Raw genomic sequence first — 23,356 nt, 5'->3', positions numbered from 1 at the left:
AACTACTAAACGTCTCTCAGCCGTAGGCTGCGATGAGATGGCGACGAATCATACGGTCGAGGGTGACTCCCCGGAGGATCCGGAGGACCTCCTCCCGGACGAGAGCGTTCTCACGCTCGACGAGTACCTGGCGATGCACGCTGCCGTCGGACACCGCACCCGATACGAGATACTCTACCGACTCGTCCACGGCGGGGACATGAGTCCGACGGAACTCGAAGAAGCAACCGGCGTCGACGACAGTACCGTACATTATCACCTCAACGAGCTCGTGGACGTCGGGCTCGTGGAAAAACGGCAGCGTACCGACCGCGGACAGGACGGTCTGTATACGTACTACCGGGCGACAGTCTTCGGAGAGGTGACGCTCACGAGCGGCGTCGACGAACTGATCCGCGGCGAACGAGCGTTCGGAACCATGTACGACAGTTCGGCCGAGCATTGACATCCTCCGCGGCTAACCGGCCGCTCCGCGCTCTGACGGTGCGCCACTCGCTCAACGCGAGCCAGACCGACTCGACGTCGTCGTACTCCGCGTGGTCGAGGGCGTCCACGTCGGTCGGTGATTCGGCGTCGAACCGCTCGCGAAACGCCGACTCGCGCTCCGTGAGTTCGGCGAGTCTGTCGTGGAGTTCGTCGCGTGACAGGTCCCCGAGTCGGTTCCGGAGCCGCCACTCGAAGTACGACTCGTTGCGGACGTACGTGAGCGGCGACTCCGAGACGCGTTCGACGACGCCGATGTCGGCCAGCCGCTTAAGATGTCGCCGCGCGGTGTCCGGGGCACACGAAGCGCGCTCCGCGATCGCCGATACCCCCCCCGGCTCGTACAGCTGGAGCGCGATCCGGTACGCCCGCTCGTCGGCGGGGTCGGCGTCGAGATCCGCGCCGAACCCTTCGGCGAGTGCGAACTCCTCGCCCGGTTCGTCGGCGGGGATGCTCATCAGTAGCGGAAACGATTATATAATTCCGGTGTCGTCGAACTATTTGCGCTACAGAGGCGGCGAACAGCAGATTCGATGAGCTTCGATCCGTCGCCTCAGTCGGCGCTCGCTCCCGCCGCCGTGTGAGACGCGGGCTGGCCCGTCTCGGTATCGGCGCCGCCCTCGGACTCCGCCTCGGCCGCCAGCGTCCCCACGTTCGCGAACACGAAGCCGGCGAACCCGACCCGAAGCAGGAGGTCGAGGTACTCTAAGGTCACCGCCGCGGAGAACTGATCGAACAGCCCGGCGATCTGTAACATCGCCCACGCGATCAGGACGCCGAACGCGAACAGCGCGAGGTTCCGCGTCTTCTTGTAAAACAGCTCCCGGGCGGGCGGCTGCCGGGCGGCCACGCTCGCTACCGGGCCGAAGAACAGCCCGAGCAGGACGAGGTAGCCGACGAGGATCGCGAGGGTGCCCGCGGTCGCGAGCGGTCCCGCGAACACTTCGGCGAAGTCGTAGCCGAGCCGTATCGCGACGGTGAGCGCGACGATCCCCCAGACGTACCGCCGGCCCGCCCCCGAGACGAACGCCGCGAACCCGAACAGGAAGGGGTACGCGACGTAGTCGGAGAGCAGCTGCCCCGCCTCCAGCGTGCCGCTCCCGACCGAGAACGCCCCGATCCCGGCGCCCCACGTCCCGATCCCGACGCCCGCGAGCGCCACGACCGCGACGAACGGGTAGCAGTACCGCCGCAGCTCTGCCGGCTTGCGCCGCGCCAAGGCGAGCAACACGACCGCGGAGACCGCGTAGATCCCCGCCGAGGCGAACCGCACCGTCGACGGCTCAATCATCGGCGCTCACCTCCGCGTCGGCGGCGGCCGGGCTCGCGGCGGCCGCGACCCCTCCGCCGGCGCTCCCCGCGTCCGCTCGCGTGTCGAACTGCGCGAGCCGCTCGGTGAGCGACGCGGTCCGCTCGGCGAGCGCCGTCGCCGTCTCCGCGAGGTCGCGGACCGTCCCGGCGGTGTCGTCGGCGGTCTCGGCCAGCGTCCGCGCGCGGTCGGCCGCGTCGGTGGCCGAGTTGTGGACCTCCTCGACGCGGGCCGCGACCGACTCGATCCCCTCGGCGCCCTCGTCGGTCGCGCGGGCGATGTCCCCCATCGCGACGTCGACGTCCTCGACGGTGCCGGTGAGTTCCTCGATCGCCTCGCCCGCCGCCCGGACCGCGGCGGTCGTGTCGTCCAGTTCCGTCATCGTCCGGTCCATCTCTCCGGCGACCGCCGACACGTCGTCGGTCACCTCGCCGATCGTCGACTCGATTGCCGTCGTCGACTCGCGCGTCTCCTCGGCGAGCCCCTTCACCTCGTCGGCGACGACCGCGAATCCGTCGCCGTCACCACCCGCTCGCGACGCCTCGATGGAGGCGTTCAGCGCGAGGATGTTGGTCTGCTCAGCGATGTCGGCGATCACGTCGGTCGTCTCCGCGACGCCGTCCATCCGGTCGTCGAGCCCGGCGACGAGGTCGTCGAGCTCTGCCAGCAGGTCGCCGATCTCGACGATCGCCTCGACCGCCTCGGTCGCGCGCTGCTCGCCCTCCTCGCCGAGCTCGGCCGCGGCGCTCGCGTCGCCGGCCACCTCGTCGGTGGTGGAGGCGATCTCCTCGACAGTCGCCGAGAAGTCGTCGGTGTCGGCGGCCGTCTCGCGCAGCCGGTCGGTCTGCTCGTCCAACTCGTCGGCGAGCGTTCGCATCTCGTCGGCCACCTCCTCGTTCATCGCGGCCACGTCGTCGGCCTCGGCGGCCATCTCCTCGCTCGTCGCCTCCACGTCGCCCGCGAACGTCTGGATGTCCTCGATCGTCGTCGAGAGCCCGCCGGTCATCTCGTTGTACGCGGCCGTGATGCGCTCGATCGCGTCGACCTCGCTCTCCTCGGAGAGCTGTCGGGAGAGGTCGCCGTCGGCCGCCCGCTCCATCGCGCCGCCGATCTCGTCGGCGTGTTCGAGCAGCGTGTCGGAGAGCTCCTCGGCCTCCTCACGGGCCGTCTCCGCCTCCGACTTCGCGCGTTCGGACTCGGCGACCGCGTCCCGCAGCGACCGCCGGGTCTCGTCGAAGGCGTCGAAGAGTCGCCCGATCTCGTCGCCGCGATCGGAGCTGGCGCTCGCGTCGAACTCGCCGCGGCCGACGGCCTCGGCCGTCTGCGTCAGCCGCCGGAGCTCGACGGCGACGTTGCCGACCATGACGATCCCCAGCAGGCCCAGGTTCAGGGTGAGGACGACGCCGATCCCCATGAGCGACGCGGTCGCGGCCTCCGGCGTCCCGACCGTCGCGACGTGGCCCGCGAAGAGGCCGACGAACCCGAGCGTAACGACGAGGGTCGAGAGCACCGCCGCCCCGACGCGTCGACCGTACCGCCCGGTGATTACGTTCAGCATGTATGATCGGAGAGTAATAACCACCTTACTTAGGAGTACAGGCGTGATTACCCGAATCGATAATCAGAGCGGCGAGCGTGCGAGCCGCGGGCAGAGCGGTCGGCGATCGGAAACCGAGCGACTGCGAGCCGGCGACGCGCCGGGGCGCGGGCTTTTCCCTCGGCCGTGCCACCCGTATCCATGCCCAGCGTCAGCGAGACCTACATCGAGAACCGCCAGCGCGTCCAGCCCACCCACACGAACAACTACGCGTCGGCCCACGGGGGGAACGTCGTCAAGTGGATGGACGAGATCGGCGCGATGTCGGCGATGCGCGCCGCGGGCGAGACCTGCGTCACGGCCAAGATCAACGAGCTCGACTTCAAGCGGCCGGTGCCGCAGGGGGACACCTGCGTCATCGAGTCGTACGTGTACGCGGTCGGGCGGACGAGCCTCCGGACGCGGATCCGCGCGTACCGCGAGTCGCCGCGGACCGGGGAGCGCGAGCTCACCACGGAGTCGTACTTCGTGTTCGTCGCCGTCGACGCCGACGGGGAGCCGACGCCCGTCCCGGACCTGGAGGTCGCGGGCGAGCGCTGCCGCGAACTCCGCGACGAGGCGCTCGCCGCGGAGCCCGACGAGGACCGCTGAGCGGCCGAGACGACCGATCCAGACGAGGACCACCGAACGTGCGGGCCGACCGCCGCGCGCGCGACGCTCGACGCGTCAGCGGCTGATCCGGTCGGCGCCGTCGATGACGGACGCGACCTCCGCGCGGGTCGTGACCGCGAGGTCGCCGTCGGTCGTCCGCTTCACGGCCGCCGTCGCCGACCCCCACTCCAGGGCCGCGGAGACGTCGCCGCCCCGCAGTCGCTCGGCGACGAACCCGGCGACGAACGCGTCGCCGGTGCCGATCGCGTCGAACGTCTCCGCCTCGAACACCGTCTGCTCGTACACGTCGCCGCCCGTGAGCGCCGTCGCCCCCTCGTCGCCGCGGGTGACCACCACGGTGTCGAGGGCGTGGTCGGTCGCGAGGCCGTGGGCGACCTCGACGGCGTCGCCGTCGCGGTCCAGCACCGCCCGCGCATCCCGGTGCGGGACGAACAGGGTGTCGACGTGCTCGAACAGCGTCTCGTACGCGTCGCGCGCCTCGTCGGGCCCCCACAGCTTCGACCGGTAGTTCAGGTCGAACGAGCGGGTGGCGCCCGCCTCGCCCGCGCGGCGCAGGAGCGCGGTCGTCGTCTCCGCGGCGGCCGGCGACAGCGCCGGCGTGATCCCCGTCGTGTGGAACCACTCCGCGCCGTCGAGCGGCGCCGCGGGGAGCTCGTCGGGCTCGACGGTCGTGATCGCGGCGTCGGCGCGGTCGTAGATCACGTTCGTCCCGCGCGGGGCGCCGCCGTGTTCGAGGTAGTACGTCCCGACCCGACTCTCGTCCGGGTCCGCCCACGCGACTTCCGGGCTGACCCCGTGACTTCGGAGCTCGCTCGTCACCCGCCGGCCGAGCGGCGAGTCCGGGAGCTTCGACAGCCACGCGGCGTCGACGCCGAGCCGCGCCGCGCCGACCGCGACGTTGCTCTCCGCGCCGCCGGCCTGGACAGCCAGCTCGCGCGTCGTCTCGAGCCGGTCGCCGCGCGGCGGCGACAGCCGGAGCATCGTCTCGCCGAAGGTCACGAGGTCAGTCATCGGCGCCACCCCACACAACAGGTCTCGAACGTGTTCATACCCGGTGCTACGCTCGACCAATTATAAGAACGGGTGATCGGCGGCGGTCGTCACTCGCGGTCGAGCGCGAACGTCACGCGCTCCCCGCCGACCGTCGCCGTGAGGGCCCCGTCTCGAACGGTCGCCCCCGACGCGCGGTCCGACCCCCCCGTGAGCGTCGCGGCGTCGCCGAGCAGGTCGCCGTCCTCGGCCGAGACGACGGCGAACACGGCCGCGCCGTGCGGCGGCAGCTCGCGCTCGACGACCGGACCGGCGACAACCGAGCCGGAGAGCCCGTCCCAGACGACCCGGTCCGATTCTGGTCCCCCCCTCCACCCGTGCTCGCGCGCGTCGAACCTGACGGTCGACGGCTCGTCCGCCCAATTAAACAGGGCGACGGTCGTGGCCCCGTCGCCCGGCCGGTCGCAGACGACTCGCGACGGGAACCGCTCCTCGTCGAGTCGCCCGACCTCGCCGCCGGTCGCGGGCGGGATCGTCCGTTCGAGAAGCCGGCGGCCGGCCGCACCGATCTCCGCGAGCCGGTCAGAGAACACGTTCACGCCGCCGGTCGCGGCGACGAGCGCCGCGAACGACTCACGCTCGGCCGCGGTGAGGTCGCTCGTGTCTCGGACGAGCTGGCAGTCGGGGTCGTTGAGCCACCACCGCCGGTGGAGAAAGTTTCGGGTGAGTGTGTTGCGGACGGCGTTTTTCAGCCCCGGCTGACTCCCCGACTCCCCCGGCGTCTCCCATGTCGGGTCAGTGTCCGGGCCGACCCGCATGGCGTCGAAGAGCCCGACGCTCGGGGCCATCGGCGCGCCGCAGCCGAGGAGGAACGCGTCGTCGCCGGCCGCCTCGGCGATCGCTTCCACGCCCCGCCGATACGCCTCGATCCGGGTGGCCTCGGGGTCGTGCCGCTCGCCGGGGAGTGCCGCCGCGAAGAGGAAGTCGAGCTTCAGGTAGGTGAATCCCCACTCGTCGACAACCGTCGAGACGGTCTCGCGGAGCCAGTCGAGGACCTCTGGGTGCGTCGTGTCGAGCCCGTACAGCTCGGACCCGGCACGGAAGCCGCCGTCGACCGGCGTTCCCGGACCGTCGCCAGCGCCGTCCGTCGGCTCCGTGACGAACCAGTCCGGGTGGTCGGCATACAGGTCAGCGCCGGCCTCCACGTAGAACGGCGCGAGCCACAATCCCGGGCGGTACCCCGCGGTCGCGATGTCACCCGCAACGGCGCTCATATCCTCGAACCCGTCGGCGATCGACCGCCAGTCACCGAACGCCTCCATGTAGCCGTCGTCGACTTGGACCACGTCGACCGGGATCTCCCACCCTCTGAGTTCCGCGAGGTTCTCCCGCACGTCCGCCTCGGTGACATCGGTGAAGTAGTGGTACCACGAACACCACCCGGTCGGCGCGCGCTCGGGTACGCGGGCGTCCATCCGCTCGCCGACGCGGTCGGCCAGCGCGGCCAGTCCCTCCCGCAGGTCGCGGTCGGCGTCAACCCACAACGGCGGTAGCTCGGTCCGCTCGCCGGGCGCCAAGCGCGTCCCCTCCAGCGGACACACCGCGCGCAGCGTCGCGACCCCGTCGGCGTCGTCGGCCACCTCGAACCGCGTGCAGAACCGGTCGTGTTCGAGGAACCCCGCCGTGACGCCGCGATCCCCCTCGACGAGCCCGGTCAGGTAGCTGCTGACCCGGTCGTCTGTCGACGCCGCGAGGTCGTTCATCATCGGGGCGTTGTCGGGGTCCTCGATCGGGAACCGCTCTCCGACGGAGAGCGTCCCCGTCGGCGTCCACGACTGGTACCCGTGCCGGTACACACGCGCGTCAGCGCCGAACGCGGTGTCGAACGCGCACGTCACGTCGCCGACTCGGACCGGTTCCTTGCCGGCGTTCTCGACGGTCACGGTCGCGGTCACGCCGCCGCCCTCCGTCGACAGCGACACCGCTGCGACCCGCACCCGCCCGTCTTCCCCGTCGGTCGCCGCCGCGTGGAGGCTCCCGACAAGGAGGTCGCCGGCGTCGTCCGCGACCGTGACCTCGCGGTCGGTCGGGTCGTACGTGACTGCGGTGGTGTGCGCCCTGCCCTCGTTCATATCACACCCTCTCCGTGCCCCCACAAATACCCTGCCACGCGAGCGCCCCGTCGGGCGGAGGCCGACCGCCGTCGACTCCGCCTATCCGAACGCTTAGGTGACACGGTCGACACGGTGAGCCATGCGAACCGGAGTCTGTTACTTCCCGGAACACTGGCCGAGCGAAGAGTGGGAACGCGACATCGCCGCGATGGCCGACGCCGGCCTCGAATACGTGCGGATGGCGGAGTTCTCGTGGGGAGTTCTTGAGCCCGAGCGCGGGGAGTTCGACTTCGGGTGGCTCGACGAGGCGATCGAGCTCGTTGGCGACCACGGGATGGAGGCGGTGTTATGTACGCCGACGGCGACGCCGCCGAAGTGGCTAGTCGACGAGCGGCCGTCGATCCGGCAGGAAGAGCCCGACGGCACCGTCCGTCAACACGGCAGCCGCCGCCACTACTGTTTCAACTCCACCGCCTACCGCGAGGAGACGGCACGGATCGTCGAGCGGGTCACCGAACGGTACGCCGACTCGCCGCACGTCGCCGGCTGGCAGACGGACAACGAGTTCGGCTGTCATCGGACCGTCCGCTGTTACTGCGACAACTGCGCCGAGGCGTTCCGGACGTGGCTCGCGGACCGCTACGGCGACATCGACCGGCTCAACGAGGCGTGGGGGAACGCGTTCTGGAGCCAGCAGTACGGCTCGTTCGAGGAGGTCGACCCGCCGGGGCCGACCCCCGCGGAGCACCACCCCTCACGGCTGCTGGCGTACGCGCGCTTCGCCAGCGACTCGGTCGTCGAGTACAACCGCCTCCAGGCCGACCTGATACGCGAGGCCGACCCAAACTGGTTCGTTACTCACAACTTCATGGGACGGTTCCCAACGCTGAACGCCTACGACGTGAGCGCGGACCTCGACCGCGTCGCCTGGGACTCCTACCCGACGGGATTCGTTCAGGACCGCTACGACGGGGAGGCGTCGCCGGACCAGCTGCGGGCCGGCGACCCCGACCAGGTGGGGATGGACCACGACCTCTACCGGAGCGCGCTCGACAGGCCGTTCTGGGTGATGGAACAGCAGCCGGGCGACGTCAACTGGCCGCCGCACTGCCCCCAGCCGGGCGAGGGCGCGATGCGGCTGTGGGCCCACCACGCCGCCGCTCACGGGGCCGACGCGGTGCTCTACTTCAGGTGGCGGCGCTGTCTCGAGGGGCAAGAGCAGTACCACGCCGGCCTCCGGAAGGCGGACGGCTCGCCCGACCGCGGGTACGCTGACGCCGCGCGCGCTAGCGAAGAGTTCGCGGCGCTCGACAGCGCCGACCACGTGGACGCGCCGGTGGCGGTCGTCTTCGACTACGACTCCCTGTGGGCACTCGACGCGCAGCCCCACGCCCCGGAGTTCGACTACTGGGCGCTCCAAGAGGCGTTCTACGGCGCCGTCCGCGGTCGCGGCGTCCAGGTGGACGTGGTCCCGCCGAGCGCCGACCTCTCCGGATACGCCGCCGTCGTCGCGCCCGCGCTCCACCTCGTCACCGAGGACCTCGCCGACCGGCTGACCGACTACGTCGCCGGTGGCGGGGAGGTCCTCTTCGGACCCCGAACCGGCGTGAAGGACGCGGAGAACAAGCTCCGACCGACGTCGCAGCCCGGCCCGCTGACCGACCTCGTCGGCGCGGCCGTCGACCAGCACGAGTCGCTGCCGCGGCGCCTCGAAACGGCGGTCCGGCGGGCGGACGGTCCCACGGACGACGGGAGCGATGCCGACGACGGCGCGGCGCCGTCCGCCTCGTTCCGGACTTGGGCCGAGTGGCTCGACCCGGACGCCGCTGAGGTCCGGTACACGTACGAGGTCGACGGGCCGGCGGACGGTCGACCGGCGGTCGTCGCCAACGCGGTCGGCGACGGACGCGTCACCTACTGCGGGGTCTGGCCCGACCCGGACCTGGCGGACGCGCTCGCGTCGGCCCTGCTCGACCGCGCGGGTATTCGTTACGCCGATCGGCTTCCGGACGGCGTCCGCGTCGGCTACCGCGGCGGCCACACGTGGGTGACCAACTTCACGGGCGACCGGCTCCGACTGCCCGGGATCGACCCCGACTCGCTCGCGGTCGACGACGCCGACCGGGACGCCGTCGACGCGGCGGGTGACGGCGGCGAGGACTCGCGCGCTGACACCGCCGTTGTGGGGTCGTACGGAGTCGTCGTCATCGAGGGCGACCGCGTGGACGGTCTGCGGGTCGCTCAGCCGTAGTCGGACACGTCAGTCGAAACATACGGCTCCGCTGAATCCCATTCTTAAACCTTTTCGCCTGAAACAGCCGGTCGTTGAAGAGTGCTACCTGATCGATAGCGGGAGTGAGTGTTGCAGATCGGTGGTGCGATTGACATCCTCCTCCGCGTAAACGCGGAGGAATCCTGAGCGTTGGAGATTTCAGGTTTACAGTTCCACCGAACCCCCACACGGTGAGAATCCGTGTGGGGTTCACGGACTGTGACGGGCGGGACTGCTGGGAGTGCCAAGCCCCCGGTACTCCTATCCTCTATCGTGTTCGGACTCCCGGAGTTGTTTTTGCCTCGGGGAGTCCGGCAGACTTCGCTGGACTTGGAGTTACTTTCTGTGGTGCGTACAGCAGTCGGGCACTACATCGGTTCATTGTAAGAACCGACCGTTCACCCAACTGGTTCCGATTACTGTCTCATTGCTTGGGGCGGACAGGCCGCCATCGTAGGACTAACGGGGGTCGCTCTGTTCCCAGTCTGATTCCTACCTATACGTTGGATTGCCTGTCACTTTAAAATGCGGATTGCCAAATCTCAGTGTGGCTATTGTAGCGTAGATTGACTCCGAGTTGTCGGATTCATCCTGCGGCTGAAGCCGCAGGTATTCTCCTTGATCTATATAAGATATTTAAATAGGCGTGCGCCACGGCGTCGATCGTTTATAAATGGACGAAGCGGTCGGCGCGCGCCCGGGAGCGGGCCGGAGGCCCGCGAGCGGCGCCGCGCGAGGGAGTCGGTGGCGGGCGGAGCGAAGCGACGGCCGCCAGCGACGAGGATGGGGAGGTTTGAGGCTGCGGTGCTGTTCCGGGGCGGGAATCGAAGGGGCAGCCGCGAAACCGCCACAGGCGACGCAAGCACCGCAGGGAGGGAGTGGCAACGACCGACTGAGGACCGCAGCGAGCGCATCGAGTCCTCGCGACTGGGGCTTTGGAGGTGTTCGCCGCGTCGTCGAGCGCCTATAAACAGCTACCAGCAACACCACTTGATCGCTTATAAACGACCGCACTCGCGACCTGCGATACGCACTCCCGCCCTCACCCGTTGCCGTCCCCGTATTGATTACGGCGATTCACAGTGTGTGATCGTCGGAGCAGTTCAACAGCCACCAATTCGGAATCTTCCTCGACCGGCTACTCCGAGCGCTCTCGCGCCCGGTAGTCCGGGAGGGTGTCGTCCTGCATCACCGCGCTGCGGCCGCCGTCGACGAGGAGGGCGGCGCCCGTGACGAAGGCGGCGTCCTCGCTCGCGAGGAAGGAAACGGCCCCGGCGACGTCGGCCGGCGTGCCGATCCGGCCGGTCGGGTGGATCGACTCGACCTCCTCGAACCGCCCCTCGGGGAGCTCGTCGCGCGTCCGCTCGATCTCGACCCAGCCCGGAACGACCGTGTTCACCCGGACCCGGGGGCCGAAGTCGACGGCGAGCGACCGCGTCATGCCGTTGATCCCCGCCTTCACCGCGTTGTATGGGAAGTGCGCGGGCATCGTCGCGTACGCGTGGTTTGACGAGACGTTCACGATCGCCCCCCGGTCCATGTGGTCGAGCGCCTCCCGCGCCGCGAGCCAGTACGCCCGGAAGTCCGTCTCGACGACGAACGCCCAGTCGTCGAGCGTCGCCTCGTCAGCCGCGGTCTCGGTCTGGACGCCGGCGTTGTTTACGAGCACGTCGAGCGAGCCGTACTCTTCGACGGCCGCCTCGGCGAGCGCCGCCACGTCGTCCGGGTCGCGCATGTCGGCGCGGACGAACATCACGTCGCCGGCGGGCGCGCGGTCGGCCGACTCATCTGGGGACAGGTCCGCGATCCGGTCGACGACGGCCTCACCGGCCTCGACGGTGCGGCCGCTGACGACGACGTTCGCGCCCTCGGCGGCCAGCCGCTCCGCGATTCCGGCACCGATTCCGCGCGTCGACCCCGTGACGATAGCGGTCTTCCCGGCGAAGCGTCGGGGCACCGCGTGGTCGGTCGGTGATTCGTGTCGGCGGGTCATCGCTCTCTCCCGCGTCGCCGCGTTTGTGTCAGCATCCGGATCACCACTCCGCCACGGAGCCGTCGTCGTGCCGCCAGACGGGGTTGTGCCAGTCGACGTTGCCGTGCTGTTCCCGGACGTGCTCCTCGTCGATCTCGATCCCGAGCCCGTCGCCGCCGGGGATGTCGACGAAGCCGTCGCGGTACTCGAACACCGCCGGGTCGGCGAGGTAGTCCAGCACGTCGCTCGTCTCGTTGTAGTGGATGTCGAGCGACTGCTCCTGGATCAGCGCATTCGGCGTGCAGGCGTCGACCTGAATGCAGGACGCGAGCGCGATGGGCCCGAGGGGGCAGTGCGGCGCAATCGACACGTCGTACGCCTCGGCCATGGACGCGATCTTCTTCATCTCGGTGATCCCCCCCGCGTGCGAGACGTCGGGTTGGATCAGGTCCACGGCGTCCGCCTCGAGCACCTCCTTGAAGTCCCACCGCGAGTACATCCGCTCGCCGGTCGCGATCGGGATCGTCGTTGACTGCCGGATCCCCGAGAGCGAGTCGTTGTGCTCGGGCAACACCGGCTCCTCGATGAACATCGGGTCGTAGGGCTCCAACGCGGCCGCGAGCCGCCGAACCATCGGCTTCGACACGCGCCCGTGGAAGTCGACCCCAATGTCGACATCGTCGCCGACGGACTCCCGGACGGCCGCGATCCGGTCGACCGCGTCGTTCACGGTGGCCGGGGTGTCGATCGGCCGCAGCTCCGCGGTCGCGTTCATCTTCAGCGCCGAGAACCCCGCGTCGACCTTCTCGCTGGCGGCCTCGCCGACGTCTGCCGGCCGGTCCCCGCCGATCCACTGGTAGACGCGGATACGGTTGCGCGCGCGGCCGCCGAGCAGCTCGTGGACTGGCGCGCCGAACTGCTTCCCCTTGAGGTCCCACAGCGCCTGGTCGACGCCGGCGATGGCGCTCATCAGCACGGGGCCCCCGCGGTAGAACCCCCCGCGATACATCGCCTGCCAGTGGTCCTCGATCCGCGTCGGGTCCTCGCCGAGCAGGTAGTTGTCGAGCAGCTCCTCAACGGCCGCGACGACCGTGTGCGAGCGCCCTTCCACGATCGGCTCCCCCCAGCCGACGGTACCGTCGCTCGTTGTGAGCTTCAAGAATAGCCAGCGAGGCGGTACTTCGAACAGCTCGTAGTCGGTGATGTACATGATCGCTTAGTTCTGTGTCGTTCCGACGACAGCGCTGTCGACGGAGTCCGTTTTGGTTTTCAGCGCGTCGCCGGTCTCGACGTCGAACAGGTACAGCGCCGCCTCGTCGAAGTCGAACGCGACCTGTGACCCCTCCGCCGGCCGGACCGTTGGGCTGACGCGGGCGGTGAGCTCGTGGCCGCCAATCTCCATGTAGAGGAAGTTCTCGTTCCCCATCGGCTCCACGACCGTCACGTCGGCCGCGTTCCGACCCGATTCGACGACCTCGATGTCCTCCGGCCTGACACCGACACTGACCCGTTCGTGTCCGTCGACCGGCTCCGAGTCGTCGAGCTCGTACGCGAACCCCCCGGGACCCGCAAGGGTACCGTCTTCCACGTCGGCCGTAAGGAGGTTGATGCTCGGCGATCCGATGAAGTCGGCGACAAACCGGTTCACAGGCGAGCGGTACACCTCCTCCGGCGACCCGACCTGCTGGAGTACACCGCCATCCATCACGGCAATCCGATCGCCCATCGCCATCGCCTCCGTCTGGTCGTGGGTGACGTACACCGTCGTCACGTCAAGGTCGGCCTGTAGCTCCTGTAGCTCGGTCCGCATCTCTGAGCGGAGCTTGGCGTCGAGGTTGCTGAGCGGCTCGTCCATCAGGAACACAGACGGCTCTCGAACGATCGCCCGTCCAAGGGCCACGCGCTGCTGTTGCCCCCCGGAGAGTGCCTTCGGTTTCTCGTCGAGCAACTCGCGTATCCCGAGCATTTCGGCGACGTCCTCAACTTTCGCTTCGATCTCGTCGCCGGTCAGCTTCGTCGAGAGCTTCAGCCCGAAGCCGATGTTACCCCGGACGGTCATGTGCGGGTACAGCGCGTAGTTCTGGAACACCATGGCCACGTCCCGTTCGCTGGCCCGGTACTCCGTGACATCCTCGCCGTCGAACCGTATCGTCCCCGCCGTCGCGTCCTCAAGACCGGCGAGACAGCGGAGCGTCGTCGACTTCCCGCAGCCGGACGGCCCGACCAATACGAGGAACTCGCCGTGGTCGATATCGACGGAGAGGCTCTCCACGGCGACCACGTTCTCGGTTCCGGAGTCGTACACCTTGTCTAATTCCGTGATGTTGATTCCTGACATTGGTTACTCTTTGAGCGACCCCGCGAGGATGCCACTGACGAACTGTTTCTGTAGCACTAAGAACAACACGACCATCGGAACGATGGCAAGCGTCGCCGCCACCATGATCTGGTCGTAGTAAATCCGCTGGAACCCGGTCAGCTGCGCCAGTCCAATGGGGATGGTGTACATGTCTGCCGACTCGAGGATCACGAGCGGGTACAAGAACAGGTCCCACTGGAACAGGAACAGGATGATCGCCAGCGCGGCCAGCGACGACCGCATTGTCGGTAAGGCGATCCGATAGAATATCTGGAACTCCGTCGCGCCGTCCATCCGGGCGGATTCGAGCAGCGCGTCCGGGATCGATTTCATGTTCTGCCGCATGAGGAAGATTCCGATGGGGTTGGCCGCCCACGGGAGGATGATCGCCCGGAAGGTGTTTGTCCAGTCCAGCTGTGCCATCAGCAGGAACAGCGGGATGACGAGCAGCTGGATCGGCAACACGAGCGTCGCCAAGATCGTATAGAAGATCGGTTCCTTGTACTTGAACTCGTACTTGGCGAACGCGAAACCACCCATCGAACACAACACGAGCGAGAGCAGCGTGTAGACGACGGCGATGAAGACGCTGTTCCGGATCGTACGGACGAAGTCGAGCCGCTCCTGTAGTGCCGCGAAGTTGTCGAGGAATGCGGTGCCGGGAATCAACCGCGGCGGGAACTGGAGGAACTGCTCCTGTGGGAGCGTCGCCGCCACCAGCATCCAGTACAGCGGTACCATCATCACCACAACCATCGTGATGACGAAGGCGTAGGTGAGGAACCGCCAGACCGCGTCCTTCCGGCGTTGATCGCGCATCAGTCCTCACCCCCGAGCTTGATCTGGATGATTGAGAAGATGCTAACGACCACCACGAACACGACCGTAAGCGCACTCGCATAGCCGAGGTTGAAGTTGACGAACGCCTGCCGGTAGATGTACTGGACGATCGTGATTGTCGCGTTCGTCGGGCCGCCGCCAGTGATGACGTACGGCTCGGCGAACAGCTTGAACGTCCCAATCGTCGACAACACGACGACGAATAGCAGCACCGGTTTTAGCTGCGGGAGCGTGACGTAGCGGAACTTCTCCCACCGGTTCGCTCCGTCGATCTCAGCCGCCTCGTACAGCTGCTGTGGGATCGTCTGGAGACCAGCGAGGAGGATAATCATATTGTACCCCGTCCACCGCCACGTCACCGCGGCGATGATCGTGTTCCGAGCCCAAAACTCACTGGTCAACCACGGTATCGGACCGAGCCCGACACCGGAGAGGACGTAGTTCAGGAATCCCAGCTGCTCGTTGAAAAGCAGCAGGAACACCGTCGAGTACGCGACGAGGTTCGCCGAGACCGGCAGCGCGATCGCGGTGCGGAACACTCCCTTGAGACGCATGAACGAGGCGTTCAGCGCGAGTGCGAGCGCAAGTGCAAGCCCAATCATAAGCGGGACCTGAACCGCGAGGATGTACGAGGTGTTGAACATCGACTGCCAGAACAGATCGTTGCCGAGCAGGCGGGCGTAGTTCCCGAGCCCGACGAAATTCAGCTGCGCGATCTGTGGAATCTCGACGTACAGCGGGCCGAGGTCGATCCAGAACAGCGATCCTTCGCCGACGCCCTGATACTCGAAGAACGACAGATACAGCGTGTAAAACACCGGGAAGGCGAGAAACAGCCCGAACAGTACGAAGAACGGTGCGATGAACAGGTACGCGACGCGCGGCAGCGCCGGCATCGCCGCCGTCAGATCCTGCCTGGCGAACCGCACTCTGTCCCATCCCGGTCGCGCCGCTCGTCTGAGCCGTCTCCCGACGCTCTGTATCCTCGCCCGGGCGCGTCGGCGGTACGTCTGCTCGACGCGGTCGTTTGTCTCGTCAGAAGTGGCCATTCGATCGGTCCCTCCGAGTTACGCGAGGTCCCGATCGGTGTTCTCGGCGACAGTCTCCGCGGCCGCCTGGACGGCTTCTTCGGGCGACTGCTCGCCGTTGATCATCCGCTGCAACTCGGTCTCGATGGCCTGTGACACCTCTGGCGTGTCCGCGGTAAACCGGTATCCGGGCGCGTCCTGTGCGACCTCAGCGAAGAGCGCTCGTGCGGGCTGACCGTCGTAGAAGTCCAGTTCCTCGTCGAAAACCGGGTCGTCGTAGGTGGTCTCCAGCGCCGGGAAGAGACCGTACTCGTCATACATCGCCAGCTGCATCTCCTTGGTCGCCAGCGAGAACTCCATGTAGTCCCACCCACGCGCATGGGCCTCGTCGGACACCTGGTCGGCGATCATAAGGTTGGAGCCGCCCCAGTTCGACGCGCGCGGCCCGCCCGACTCCAGCGCGGGGATCTTGAACACTCCCCAGTCGCCCGCGGTGTCGGGAAGCTCGGCCCGCAGAGTCCCTTCCATCCACGCCGCCGAGGGGAGCGAGGCGATCGTCGCGTCGCCGTAGGCGCTGAACCAGGCGGACGTCCATCCTTCAATGTTGGCCGCGATATCGGCGTCATAGATCTCCTTTATATTGCGGGCCACACGGAGCGACTTCTCGTTGTGGATGTTCACCTCGCCGCTCTCGAGGAAGGGCTCGCCGGACAGCTGGCGGAACTGATACCGCCAGACGCCGGAGAGGTCCCCCTCAGGGAGGTTGAGCATGTACTGGTCATCCGGGAGCTTCTGGCCCTCCTCGATGAACTCCTCCCACGTCTCGATGCTGTCCGGGTCGATATCGTGTTCGTCGTACACCGACCGGCGGTAGTACACCGCCGTGGGACCGGTGTCCCACGGGAGCGCGTAGATGTCGCCGTCAACGGTGAGGGCCTCCCACTTCCCGGAGACGAAGTCGTCCTGAACGCCCGCTTCCTCGATCTCGTCGGTGAGCGGCGCGACGGAGCCCGTGTCGATGAACGACGGGCCGTCGACGGACTCCAACATGGAGACCGCCGGCGCGCCGGAGCCCGAGAGCAGGTTCGTCTGGAGTCGGTCCTTCATCGCGGACCGACCGAACTCCTCGACGGCAACCGTCGCGTCGTTCTCGGACTCGTACTCCTCGGAGGTTATCATCAGCGCTCGCGCGGCAACATCCCACCCCCACACGTTGATCTCCGACGCCATGCCGTTGCCGCCGTCGCTCTCGTCGCTGCCGTCGCTCCCGTCACTGCCGTCGCTCCCGTCGCCGCCGTCTCCCCCACTTTCTGGGTCGCCGGTTCCGATACACCCTGCGAGTCCCGCGAGCCCCGCGAGTCCCGCGCCTTTCATGAGTCTACGTCGCCCGTATTGGGCGTAGTTTGGTTTGTTAGTCATGATCGAACCTGACTATCAGTCTCTTGCGTTACAGCTATATAAAATTACTGGGCATTTGTCCTAAAAACGGCTCAGAACCGCTTCATTTGTGTTTTCACGAGATGAACAGAGGCGGTATATATGCGTTTTTTCGAATTTGTTCCGTCCGAACCCAATAGTGTGAGCATAATGTAATTAATTTATAGACTACAACCATAATATAATACTCTTATCCGTGACTGTGTTCTCCTATACTAAACAAGTGTTATACCGCTGTCTCTCATACCACTCTCAGAAACGATGGGAGATACGGACACCATCACTGTTCAGGCGACGGAGACGTCCATGCAGATCGTCGAGGAACTATACGACCGTGACGGCGCCGGAGTCACCGAGTTAGCCGACGCGATGGACGTCTCGAAAAGCGCGGTTCACAACCACCTCTCGACGCTCCGTACGCTCGGTTACGTGAAGAACACCAACGGGACCTACGAGCTCACCCATCGATTCCTGCGGATCGGGTTCGGGACGAGAGAACGCAATCCCGTCTATCAGGCGGCGCAAAGCGAGATACGAAAACTGGCGCGGAACACAAACGCGGTCGCGAACCTCGTGGTTCCGGAGAACGCGGACGCCGTCTATCTACATCGAATCGGCGCCCGAGACCACCCGATCTCGATCGGTGGGAGCGTCAAACTCCATGCCGCCGCGGCCGGCAAGGCGATCCTCGCGTTCCGGTCGGCGGACGCGGTCGACGAGTACGTCGGCCGTCACGGCCTCGACCCGAAAACCGACCGGACAGTGACCGACCGGGCGACGCTCCGCTCCGAACTTCGGTCTATCAGGGACCGGAACATCGCGTTCGACCGCGGCGAACTCGACCCGGACTGGCAGTGCGCCGCCTCCCCCGTCGTCGTCGACGGCGACCCTGTGGGCGCGGTCAGCGTTTCCGGCCCGTCAGACGAGATGCAGGGGAAGCGGTTGGAGGAAGACACAGCCGGACTCGTCTCCAGCGCCGCGAAGACTATTGAACTCGAACTGTTGTGACGCGGCGCGACCGCGCTCAACACGGTTTAATTTAATACCCCTCCCCGAAAGATACTCGCCATGCGAACCGACCGACTCGACCGGATCACGGACGCCGGCGTGATCGCCATCCTCCGCGGCGTCGGCGTCGAAGAGGCCCCGGCGGTCGCCGACGCCGTCACCGACGGCGGCGTGACGGCCCTAGAGGTGACGGCGGACACGCCGGACGTGACGGCCGCGATCGAGGCGGTCGCCGAGCGCGTCGACGACGCCGCGGTCGGGGTCGGCACCGTCCTCGACGCGGAGACCGCCCGCGCGGCGCAGCTCGCCGGCGCCGAGTTCGTCGTGACGCCGACGGTGAACCGGGAGGTGATCCGGACCGCGAACCGGTACGGGACGCCGATCGCGGCCGGCGCGTACACGCCGACAGAGGCGATCGAGGCGTTCGAGGCCGGCGCGGACTTCGTGAAGTTGTTCCCGGCGAAGACCGGCGGTCCCGCCCACGTCGCGGCGCTCGGCGGGCCCCTCTCGCAGGTCCCGCTCGTCCCGACCGGCGGCGTGACGGCGGACGACGCCGGCGCGTACGTCGAGGCTGGCGCGGCGGCGGTCGGGGTCGGCGGCGCCATCGTCGATCACGACGCGATCGAGGCGGGGGCGTACGACCGGATCGCCGCGAACGCGCGGGCGGTGGTCGAGGCCGTGTCGGCCGCGCGGGAGTGAACCGGGTGGCTCCGACTCGACGAGGGGAGGTCCCGACCCGACACGCACATATGCCGCCGCGAACGTCGTTCGGGTATGCGTAAGTCCGGACGGGTGTTCCTCGCCGGCGTCGCGGCGGCGGGCGTCGCGGTCGGACTGTTGCTGTTGGTCGGGGCGCCGACCTCGCTGGTCCCGACCGGCGCGCTCGGCGCGGCGATCCCCGTGGCGCTGACGTACGCCGTGATGACGGCGGCCGACGACGACGCTCAGTAGTCGCCGAGCACGCCGAGCCGCCGCGCTCGGCGCGTCGCCAGCTGGAAGACGAGGTATCCTCCGGCGAGGTAGCCCCCGGCGACCGCGACGAGCAGCGCCAGGTCGGCGGGCGGGAACTCCCACAGTCGGGTCCCGTCGACCATCGCGCGCTGGAGCATCGCGCTGCCGTGCGCCAAGGGGAGGACGCGCGTCCACGGGAGATCGAAGACGGGCGCCGAGATCAGCCCGACGAACCCGAACTGGAGGAGGTTGAGCCAGTTGCCGATCCGCTTGTACAGCACCGTCACGCCGCCCGCGGCGAAGCCGAGCCCGAGGACCGAGACGATCGACAGCCCGGCGACGGCGACCACCGTCACCGGCGCGAGGCTGAGCCGCGTCCCGGTCGCGAGGAGCATCACGGCGAGGATCACCGCGCTCGTGAGGAAAGTGCGCACCACCTTCGCGACCCCCTTCAGCAGGGCGACGGGCGCGAAGCCGAACGGCGTGGTGATGTGGCGTTCGAGGGTCCCCCACTGCACTTCGCTGCCGATGTCGTTCGACACCGAGGAGTACGCGCCCACCGACAGCGTCCACAGGAAGTAGCCGACGACGATCCCCTCGATCGAGTCCGCCAGCGCCTGTCCGGCGAGCAGCTGCCCGCCGAGGAACAGCGCGGCGAAGAAGAACAGCGACACCACGATCCCGCCGATCGCATTGGCCGGGTACCGCACGAAGATCAGGAACTCCCGATAGAGGACCGCCCGCGCCAAGTGGTAGTAGGTGGCCGGCCGGGGCTCGTCGTCCGGCCGCACTCCGTCGCCGGGTTCGGCCGCGGCCGCGCCGCCCGGATCCTCCGGCGGGCTCGTGTCCGCGCTCATCGCCGGTCACCCCCGGACGGGGCGCCGAGGTCGCTCCCCGTGCGTTCGAGGAACACCTCTTCAAGATCGGGCTGGACCGTGCGGATGTCCGAGACGGTGACGCCGGCCGCCCGCAGCGCGTCGGTCAGGTCGTACAGCCGGTCGCCGCCGGCCGCAACCGTCACCGCGGGCGGGCGCGCCTCGCGGTCGACGTCGAGGACCTCGAACGCCTCGCGGAGGCCCGCGACCGCCTCGGCGTCGAGGTCCGGGCTGGCCACGCGCACCGCGTCGCTCGCGGCCGCGCCGAGCAGCGCCTCCACGCTGTCGTCCGCGACGATCCGCCCGTTCGACAGCATGACGACGCGGTCGCACACCGCCTCGATCGTCGTCATGTCGTGGCTGCTGACGACGATGGTGAGCCCCTCCTCGACCGCCAGCCGGCGTAACTCGGCCCGGAGCGTCCGCGCGCTCTCTACGTCGAGCCCGAGCGTCGGCTCGTCGAGGAAGACCAGCTCCGCGCCGCCCGCCAGCACGCTCGCCAGCGACACCTTCTGTTTCATGCCGCGCGAGAGGTCCCGAACGGGCGTGTCCGCCTTGTCGGCCAGGTCGAGCCGGTCGAGCAGGCGGTCGTGACGCGCCGCCACGGAGTCGGGGTCGACTCCGCTGATCGTCGCGAAGTACCGGAGGTTCTCCCGGACCGTGAGCCGCCAGTAGTCGTTGCGCGCGCCCTCCAACATCGCGTCCACGTCGGCGTAAGCTGCGCGGCGGCCGTCGCCCACGTCGTTGCCGAACACCCGGACCGACCCCGCGTCGGGGACGACGATGCCCAGCGCGCACTTGATCAGCGTCGTCTTGCCCGCGCCGTTCGGTCCGAGCAGCCCGACGACGGAGCCGCGCTCGACCGCGAGACTCACGTCGTCGACCGCCGTCACCGCGTCGTCGCCGTCGCCGAACCGCTTCGTGAGCCGCTCGACCGAGAGGGCGGGCGGGCCGGTCAGCCCGTCCGTCGACGCGTCGTCGTCCGCGCTCCGGGTCTCGTCGCGCTTGCGGGGACCATCGCTCGCGCTCGCCGCGCTCCGTGCCATTGATCCGGGGTACGAGCCGAGCGGGCATATATCTGCGCTCGCGCCCCAACGCGGACATGGACCTCGACCAGTTCGCGGCGGACGCCCCCGACGACGACGCGCCCGGCGACGCCCGCGTCTGCGTCGTCGCGACCCAGCCGGACACCTTCGAGCGCTGTCGCGCCGGCTTCTACCCCGCGCCGCGCTCGTACGACCGCACCCGCGCCGACTTCGCGTATCTGGCCTTCTACCGCACCGCGCCGGTGTCGGCGATCACCCATTACGCCCGCGTCGACGCCCGCACCGAGCAGACGCGCGGCGAGCCGGGGCCGATGGACGAGGACGACTGGGCGGCGCTCATCGACCCGTTCTCCGAGGAGCGCGTCGTGGTCGTCTTCGAGCTCGACGAGCTCGTCCCGCTCGATCGGCCCGTCGAGAACGACCTGAACGGCATGCGCGGCGCGTGGTACTGTACCGTCGGCGACCTCCGCGAGGCGGCCACGCTGTCCGCGCTGCGCGAGTCGTCCAAGGCGTAGGCCATATCACCCGCCGTCGGCGCGGACGGACGGCGTCACCGTGGAGTCGACGCGCGCGACGCGGTCGTGGTCGCCCGGGGGCGTCGCGGCGTACCCGGGATGGAGACACGCGAACAGCGCTTCTAAGGAATCGACGAGCCGGTGGCTCGGGCGGTTGAACAGCCCGTTGCCGTCGACAGCGTAAGCGCGGTCGCGGCGGACCGCTGCGAGGTCGTCGAAGCCGGGCCGCGCCGCGAGGTCGCCGACCGCGTCGACGGCGCGCTCGCGGTCGAACCCGCAGGGCGCGACGACGAGCGCCTCGGGGTCGGCGTCGGCGACCGCCTCCCACGCCACCGGTTCCGAGGGGCCGTCCGGCTGGAACGCGGGGTCGCCGCCCGCGAGTTCGACCATGTCGCGAACCCAGTGGCCCGCGCGGATCGGCGGGTCGGTCCAGTCGAGGACGGCGACTCGGGGGCGGCCCTCGTCGGCGACCGCGCGCTCGGCGCGCTCGCGGACCGCGTCGACGCGATCGCGGAGGTCGCCCCGGAGCGCGCTCGCGGCGTCGGTCGCGTCGACCGCCTCGCCGATCCGCACCACGTCGTCGAGCGCGTCGGCGAAGGAGTGCGGGTCGCACGCGAGCACGTCTGGCGCGGGGTCGAGCCGTTCGGCGGCCGCGCGGACCTCGCTCGCGTCGACCGCGCAGACGTCGCAGGTCGCCTGCGTGACCAGCAGGTCGAGGTCGAGGGCCGCGAGCCGCTCCTCGTCGAGGTCGTAGACCGCGCCGTCGACCGCGCGCATCTGTTCGTCGATGTCGGCGGCCGAGCGGTCCGCGTGGTCGACGACCGTGCTCGTCAGCGTCGGTAACTCGCGGGCGGCGGGCGGGTGGTCGCAGCTGTGAGAGACGCCGACCGGCTCGACGCCGAGCGCGAACAGCGTCTCCGTGGCGGAAGGCAGCAGTGAGGCGACGCGCATGCCCGAAAGAACGCGCTCGACGGGCAAAAGCGAGGGGGCCGGCCCGCGCTACTGGGCGGGGAGCCACGCGAGGAGGGGCCGCGAGACGACGTGGCCGGCGTACAGCAGCGTCGCGACCGCCAGGGCGGCTGACGCCGCCTGGAACCACCGCGCCGTCGGGGCGTCGAGCGTGTTTAGCAGCGTGACGGCGAGCAGGGTACTCAGGAGGACGAACCGCGCGTCGCGCCGGTCCGTGCCCGGCCGTGGAACGGAGCTGGTGAAAATGGTCGGTGGTTTCGTGGCCGACGCGACGCCTACTCCGTGACGGCCTCAGCGGTCGCCGTCGCGTACGCGGCCGCGAGATCGCCGTTCGGCAGGGCGTCGAGCGCGGCCCCGCAGCCCCACCGGACGCGGTCGCGGCGCTCGCCGGCCGGGAGCTTGTTCGTCGCTACCGTCTCGGCCGTGTCGAGGGCGGCCCGCGCAGTCGGCTCGTCGCCCTCGGTCGCCGCGGTCGACGCCGCGACGAGCAGCTGTTCGAGGCTCGCTCGCACGTCGTGAGGGACCTCGTCGGCGTCGGTCACGAGTTTGCTTCCCTGTCGGGTGTCTCGCCGAGCGTCGCGAGCGCGAACTCGGTGCTGCTGCCGAGCGGGTCGGTCGCGGTCGGCGTCTCGACCTCGGTGAACCCCGCGGCGCGGAGCTGGTCGAGCGTGCGCTCGCGGCCAGGTGCGGAGAAGAACATCTCGCCGCCCATCCAGCCGCGCCGGACCGTCTCGAAGCGGCCGCCCGGCAGCGTCGTGAGGAGTCGCCCGCCGGGACGGCGGACGCGGGCGAACTCCGCGTACACCTCGGGGTGGCGCTCCCGCTCGACGTTAAACCCCGCGTGGTACGCCGTGCCCGCGTCGCATCGGTCGGCCGCGACCGGGAGCCCCCACATCTCGCCGTGGCCGAGCCGGGCCCCGGGCACGGCCTCTCGGGCCGTCTCCGCCACCCCGCGACCCGTGTCACCCCCCACGCTCTC

23 protein-coding genes are annotated in these 23,356 nt (G+C 68.8%); 7 read left to right on the top strand and 16 right to left on the bottom strand.

The window, feature by feature from the left end:
* Window positions 1–37 precede the first annotated feature (37 nt).
* Window positions 38–445 carry a winged helix-turn-helix domain-containing protein gene (locus B9G49_RS03780; protein WP_086215468.1) on the top strand — a complete coding sequence of 136 codons (408 nt, stop codon included), beginning with the start codon at window positions 38–40 and terminating at the stop codon, window positions 443–445.
* Here B9G49_RS03780 and B9G49_RS03775 read toward each other — a convergent pair.
* The 3 genes from B9G49_RS03775 to B9G49_RS03765 all read right to left on the bottom strand — a co-directional run bounded on the left by B9G49_RS03775 (window position 369) and on the right by B9G49_RS03765 (window position 3,350).
* Window positions 369–941, bottom strand: coding sequence for a winged helix-turn-helix domain-containing protein (locus B9G49_RS03775; RefSeq protein ID WP_233125153.1), 573 nt, complete (start codon window positions 939–941; stop codon window positions 369–371). The two genes, B9G49_RS03780 and B9G49_RS03775, sit on opposite strands and share 77 nt — an antisense overlap.
* Before the next feature lie 95 nt (window positions 942–1,036).
* Complete coding sequence (locus tag B9G49_RS03770) at window positions 1,037–1,774, bottom strand: bacteriorhodopsin (protein WP_086215467.1); 738 nt, start codon at window positions 1,772–1,774, stop codon at window positions 1,037–1,039.
* On the bottom strand, window positions 1,767–3,350 hold the full coding sequence (locus B9G49_RS03765; protein ID WP_086215466.1) for a methyl-accepting chemotaxis protein: 1,584 nt from the start codon (window positions 3,348–3,350) through the stop codon (window positions 1,767–1,769). Before B9G49_RS03765 ends, B9G49_RS03770 begins: the two co-directional genes overlap by 8 nt.
* A 180-nt stretch (window positions 3,351–3,530) precedes the next feature.
* On the opposite strand from B9G49_RS03765, the gene B9G49_RS03760 reads away from it, so the two are divergent.
* Window positions 3,531–3,980 carry an acyl-CoA thioesterase gene (locus tag B9G49_RS03760; protein WP_049931896.1) on the top strand — a complete coding sequence of 150 codons (450 nt, stop codon included), beginning with the start codon at window positions 3,531–3,533 and terminating at the stop codon, window positions 3,978–3,980.
* 75 nt (window positions 3,981–4,055) lie between these two features.
* Here B9G49_RS03760 and kdgK1 read toward each other — a convergent pair whose 3' ends face one another.
* Complete coding sequence (gene kdgK1 / locus B9G49_RS03755) at window positions 4,056–5,012, bottom strand: bifunctional 2-dehydro-3-deoxygluconokinase/2-dehydro-3-deoxygalactonokinase (RefSeq protein WP_086215508.1); 957 nt, start codon at window positions 5,010–5,012, stop codon at window positions 4,056–4,058.
* A gap of 89 nt (window positions 5,013–5,101) precedes the next feature.
* Complete coding sequence (locus B9G49_RS03750; protein WP_086215465.1) at window positions 5,102–7,123, bottom strand: glycoside hydrolase family 36 protein; 2,022 nt, start codon at window positions 7,121–7,123, stop codon at window positions 5,102–5,104.
* A 121-nt stretch (window positions 7,124–7,244) separates the two neighbouring features.
* On the opposite strand from B9G49_RS03750, the gene bga reads away from it, so the two are divergent.
* Window positions 7,245–9,356, top strand: coding sequence for a beta-galactosidase Bga (bga, locus tag B9G49_RS03745; protein WP_086215464.1), 2,112 nt, complete (start codon window positions 7,245–7,247; stop codon window positions 9,354–9,356).
* Between the two features lie 1,159 nt (window positions 9,357–10,515).
* On the opposite strand, the gene B9G49_RS03740 is transcribed toward bga, so the two are convergent.
* Genes B9G49_RS03740 through B9G49_RS03715 form a run of 6 tightly spaced genes read right to left on the bottom strand, consistent with a single transcriptional unit; the run spans window position 10,516 to window position 16,950 of the window.
* Window positions 10,516–11,370: an SDR family NAD(P)-dependent oxidoreductase gene (locus tag B9G49_RS03740; RefSeq protein ID WP_086215463.1), complete on the bottom strand. Its 855-nt coding sequence runs from the start codon at window positions 11,368–11,370 to the stop codon at window positions 10,516–10,518.
* A 40-nt stretch (window positions 11,371–11,410) separates the two neighbouring features.
* Window positions 11,411–12,559 (bottom strand): galactonate dehydratase, encoded by a 1,149-nt coding sequence (gene dgoD / locus B9G49_RS03735; protein WP_049931892.1) that lies wholly within the window; start codon window positions 12,557–12,559, stop codon window positions 11,411–11,413.
* A gap of 6 nt (window positions 12,560–12,565) precedes the next feature.
* Window positions 12,566–13,687: an ABC transporter ATP-binding protein gene (locus B9G49_RS03730; RefSeq protein WP_086215462.1), complete on the bottom strand. Its 1,122-nt coding sequence runs from the start codon at window positions 13,685–13,687 to the stop codon at window positions 12,566–12,568.
* Window positions 13,688–13,690: 3 nt separating this feature from the next.
* On the bottom strand, window positions 13,691–14,527 hold the full coding sequence (locus B9G49_RS03725; RefSeq protein ID WP_049931890.1) for a carbohydrate ABC transporter permease: 837 nt from the start codon (window positions 14,525–14,527) through the stop codon (window positions 13,691–13,693).
* Window positions 14,527–15,597, bottom strand: coding sequence for a carbohydrate ABC transporter permease (locus B9G49_RS03720; protein ID WP_049931889.1), 1,071 nt, complete (start codon window positions 15,595–15,597; stop codon window positions 14,527–14,529). The genes B9G49_RS03725 and B9G49_RS03720 overlap by 1 nt, the downstream gene beginning before the upstream one ends.
* 18 nt (window positions 15,598–15,615) lie before the next feature.
* A complete protein-coding gene (locus B9G49_RS03715; protein WP_086215461.1) occupies window positions 15,616–16,950 on the bottom strand; it encodes an extracellular solute-binding protein in 1,335 nt (444 codons plus the stop codon).
* 324 nt (window positions 16,951–17,274) lie between these two features.
* Here B9G49_RS03715 and B9G49_RS03710 point away from each other — a divergent pair, with 324 nt between their 5' ends.
* From B9G49_RS03710 to B9G49_RS16475, 3 genes are all read left to right on the top strand, one after another.
* Window positions 17,275–18,021 (top strand): IclR family transcriptional regulator, encoded by a 747-nt coding sequence (locus B9G49_RS03710; protein ID WP_049931886.1) that lies wholly within the window; start codon window positions 17,275–17,277, stop codon window positions 18,019–18,021.
* A 60-nt stretch (window positions 18,022–18,081) separates the two neighbouring features.
* Window positions 18,082–18,720 (top strand): bifunctional 4-hydroxy-2-oxoglutarate aldolase/2-dehydro-3-deoxy-phosphogluconate aldolase, encoded by a 639-nt coding sequence (locus B9G49_RS03705; protein ID WP_086215460.1) that lies wholly within the window; start codon window positions 18,082–18,084, stop codon window positions 18,718–18,720.
* Window positions 18,721–18,795: 75 nt separating this feature from the next.
* On the top strand, window positions 18,796–18,972 hold the full coding sequence (locus tag B9G49_RS16475; RefSeq protein WP_155120039.1) for a hypothetical protein: 177 nt from the start codon (window positions 18,796–18,798) through the stop codon (window positions 18,970–18,972).
* Here B9G49_RS16475 and B9G49_RS03700 read toward each other — a convergent pair.
* Together B9G49_RS03700 and B9G49_RS03695 are read right to left on the bottom strand one after the other, a co-directional pair.
* Window positions 18,966–19,829: an ABC transporter permease gene (locus tag B9G49_RS03700; protein WP_049931883.1), complete on the bottom strand. Its 864-nt coding sequence runs from the start codon at window positions 19,827–19,829 to the stop codon at window positions 18,966–18,968. The two genes, B9G49_RS16475 and B9G49_RS03700, sit on opposite strands and share 7 nt — an antisense overlap.
* The gene (locus B9G49_RS03695; protein ID WP_086215459.1) at window positions 19,826–20,893 is read right to left on the bottom strand and encodes an ABC transporter ATP-binding protein; all 1,068 of its coding nucleotides are present in this window, start codon (window positions 20,891–20,893) and stop codon (window positions 19,826–19,828) included. Before B9G49_RS03695 ends, B9G49_RS03700 begins: the two co-directional genes overlap by 4 nt.
* Window positions 20,894–20,949: 56 nt before the next feature.
* On the opposite strand from B9G49_RS03695, the gene B9G49_RS03690 reads away from it, so the two are divergent.
* Window positions 20,950–21,408 (top strand): hypothetical protein, encoded by a 459-nt coding sequence (locus B9G49_RS03690; protein WP_086215458.1) that lies wholly within the window; start codon window positions 20,950–20,952, stop codon window positions 21,406–21,408.
* Window positions 21,409–21,414: 6 nt separating this feature from the next.
* Here B9G49_RS03690 and B9G49_RS03685 read toward each other — a convergent pair whose 3' ends face one another.
* From B9G49_RS03685 to B9G49_RS03670, 3 genes are all read right to left on the bottom strand, one after another.
* Window positions 21,415–22,359: an ABC transporter substrate-binding protein gene (locus B9G49_RS03685; RefSeq protein ID WP_086215457.1), complete on the bottom strand. Its 945-nt coding sequence runs from the start codon at window positions 22,357–22,359 to the stop codon at window positions 21,415–21,417.
* A 293-nt stretch (window positions 22,360–22,652) separates the two neighbouring features.
* On the bottom strand, window positions 22,653–22,919 hold the full coding sequence (locus tag B9G49_RS03675; protein WP_086215456.1) for a hypothetical protein: 267 nt from the start codon (window positions 22,917–22,919) through the stop codon (window positions 22,653–22,655).
* Window positions 22,916–23,356 (bottom strand): SAM-dependent methyltransferase (locus tag B9G49_RS03670; RefSeq protein WP_143414680.1); only part of this gene is annotated, 441 nt, incomplete at its 5' end. The genes B9G49_RS03675 and B9G49_RS03670, both read right to left, overlap by 4 nt.

Origin of the sequence: Halorubrum sp. SD683, from assembly GCF_002135045.1 — an archaeon.
Classification (GTDB): Archaea; Halobacteriota; Halobacteria; order Halobacteriales; family Haloferacaceae; genus Halorubrum; species Halorubrum ezzemoulense.
The sequence above is the reverse complement of the archived record's forward strand: the minus strand, read 5'-3'. Positions and strand labels throughout refer to the sequence as shown.

Excerpts from the sequence above, each read along its gene's own strand:
- B9G49_RS03685 (WP_086215457.1), bottom strand. The coding sequence starts at position 22,359 with ATGCGCGTCGCCTCACTGCTGCCTTCCGCCACGGAGACGCTGTTCGCG.
- B9G49_RS03730 (WP_086215462.1), bottom strand. The coding sequence starts at position 13,687 with ATGTCAGGAATCAACATCACGGAATTAGACAAGGTGTACGACTCCGGA.
- dgoD (WP_049931892.1), bottom strand. The coding sequence starts at position 12,559 with ATGTACATCACCGACTACGAGCTGTTCGAAGTACCGCCTCGCTGGCTA.
- B9G49_RS16475 (WP_155120039.1), top strand. The coding sequence starts at position 18,796 with ATGCGTAAGTCCGGACGGGTGTTCCTCGCCGGCGTCGCGGCGGCGGGC.
- B9G49_RS03760 (WP_049931896.1), top strand. The coding sequence starts at position 3,531 with ATGCCCAGCGTCAGCGAGACCTACATCGAGAACCGCCAGCGCGTCCAG.
- B9G49_RS03770 (WP_086215467.1), bottom strand. The coding sequence starts at position 1,774 with ATGATTGAGCCGTCGACGGTGCGGTTCGCCTCGGCGGGGATCTACGCG.
- bga (WP_086215464.1), top strand. The coding sequence starts at position 7,245 with ATGCGAACCGGAGTCTGTTACTTCCCGGAACACTGGCCGAGCGAAGAG.
- B9G49_RS03725 (WP_049931890.1), bottom strand. The coding sequence starts at position 14,527 with ATGCGCGATCAACGCCGGAAGGACGCGGTCTGGCGGTTCCTCACCTAC.
- B9G49_RS03775 (WP_233125153.1), bottom strand. The coding sequence starts at position 941 with ATGAGCATCCCCGCCGACGAACCGGGCGAGGAGTTCGCACTCGCCGAA.
- B9G49_RS03740 (WP_086215463.1), bottom strand. The coding sequence starts at position 11,370 with ATGACCCGCCGACACGAATCACCGACCGACCACGCGGTGCCCCGACGC.
- B9G49_RS03715 (WP_086215461.1), bottom strand. The coding sequence starts at position 16,950 with ATGAAAGGCGCGGGACTCGCGGGGCTCGCGGGACTCGCAGGGTGTATC.
- B9G49_RS03690 (WP_086215458.1), top strand. The coding sequence starts at position 20,950 with ATGGACCTCGACCAGTTCGCGGCGGACGCCCCCGACGACGACGCGCCC.
- B9G49_RS03705 (WP_086215460.1), top strand. The coding sequence starts at position 18,082 with ATGCGAACCGACCGACTCGACCGGATCACGGACGCCGGCGTGATCGCC.
- B9G49_RS03765 (WP_086215466.1), bottom strand. The coding sequence starts at position 3,350 with ATGCTGAACGTAATCACCGGGCGGTACGGTCGACGCGTCGGGGCGGCG.
- B9G49_RS03695 (WP_086215459.1), bottom strand. The coding sequence starts at position 20,893 with ATGGCACGGAGCGCGGCGAGCGCGAGCGATGGTCCCCGCAAGCGCGAC.
- B9G49_RS03750 (WP_086215465.1), bottom strand. The coding sequence starts at position 7,123 with ATGAACGAGGGCAGGGCGCACACCACCGCAGTCACGTACGACCCGACC.
- B9G49_RS03710 (WP_049931886.1), top strand. The coding sequence starts at position 17,275 with ATGGGAGATACGGACACCATCACTGTTCAGGCGACGGAGACGTCCATG.
- kdgK1 (WP_086215508.1), bottom strand. The coding sequence starts at position 5,012 with ATGACTGACCTCGTGACCTTCGGCGAGACGATGCTCCGGCTGTCGCCG.
- B9G49_RS03720 (WP_049931889.1), bottom strand. The coding sequence starts at position 15,597 with ATGGCCACTTCTGACGAGACAAACGACCGCGTCGAGCAGACGTACCGC.
- B9G49_RS03780 (WP_086215468.1), top strand. The coding sequence starts at position 38 with ATGGCGACGAATCATACGGTCGAGGGTGACTCCCCGGAGGATCCGGAG.
- B9G49_RS03700 (WP_049931883.1), bottom strand. The coding sequence starts at position 19,829 with ATGAGCGCGGACACGAGCCCGCCGGAGGATCCGGGCGGCGCGGCCGCG.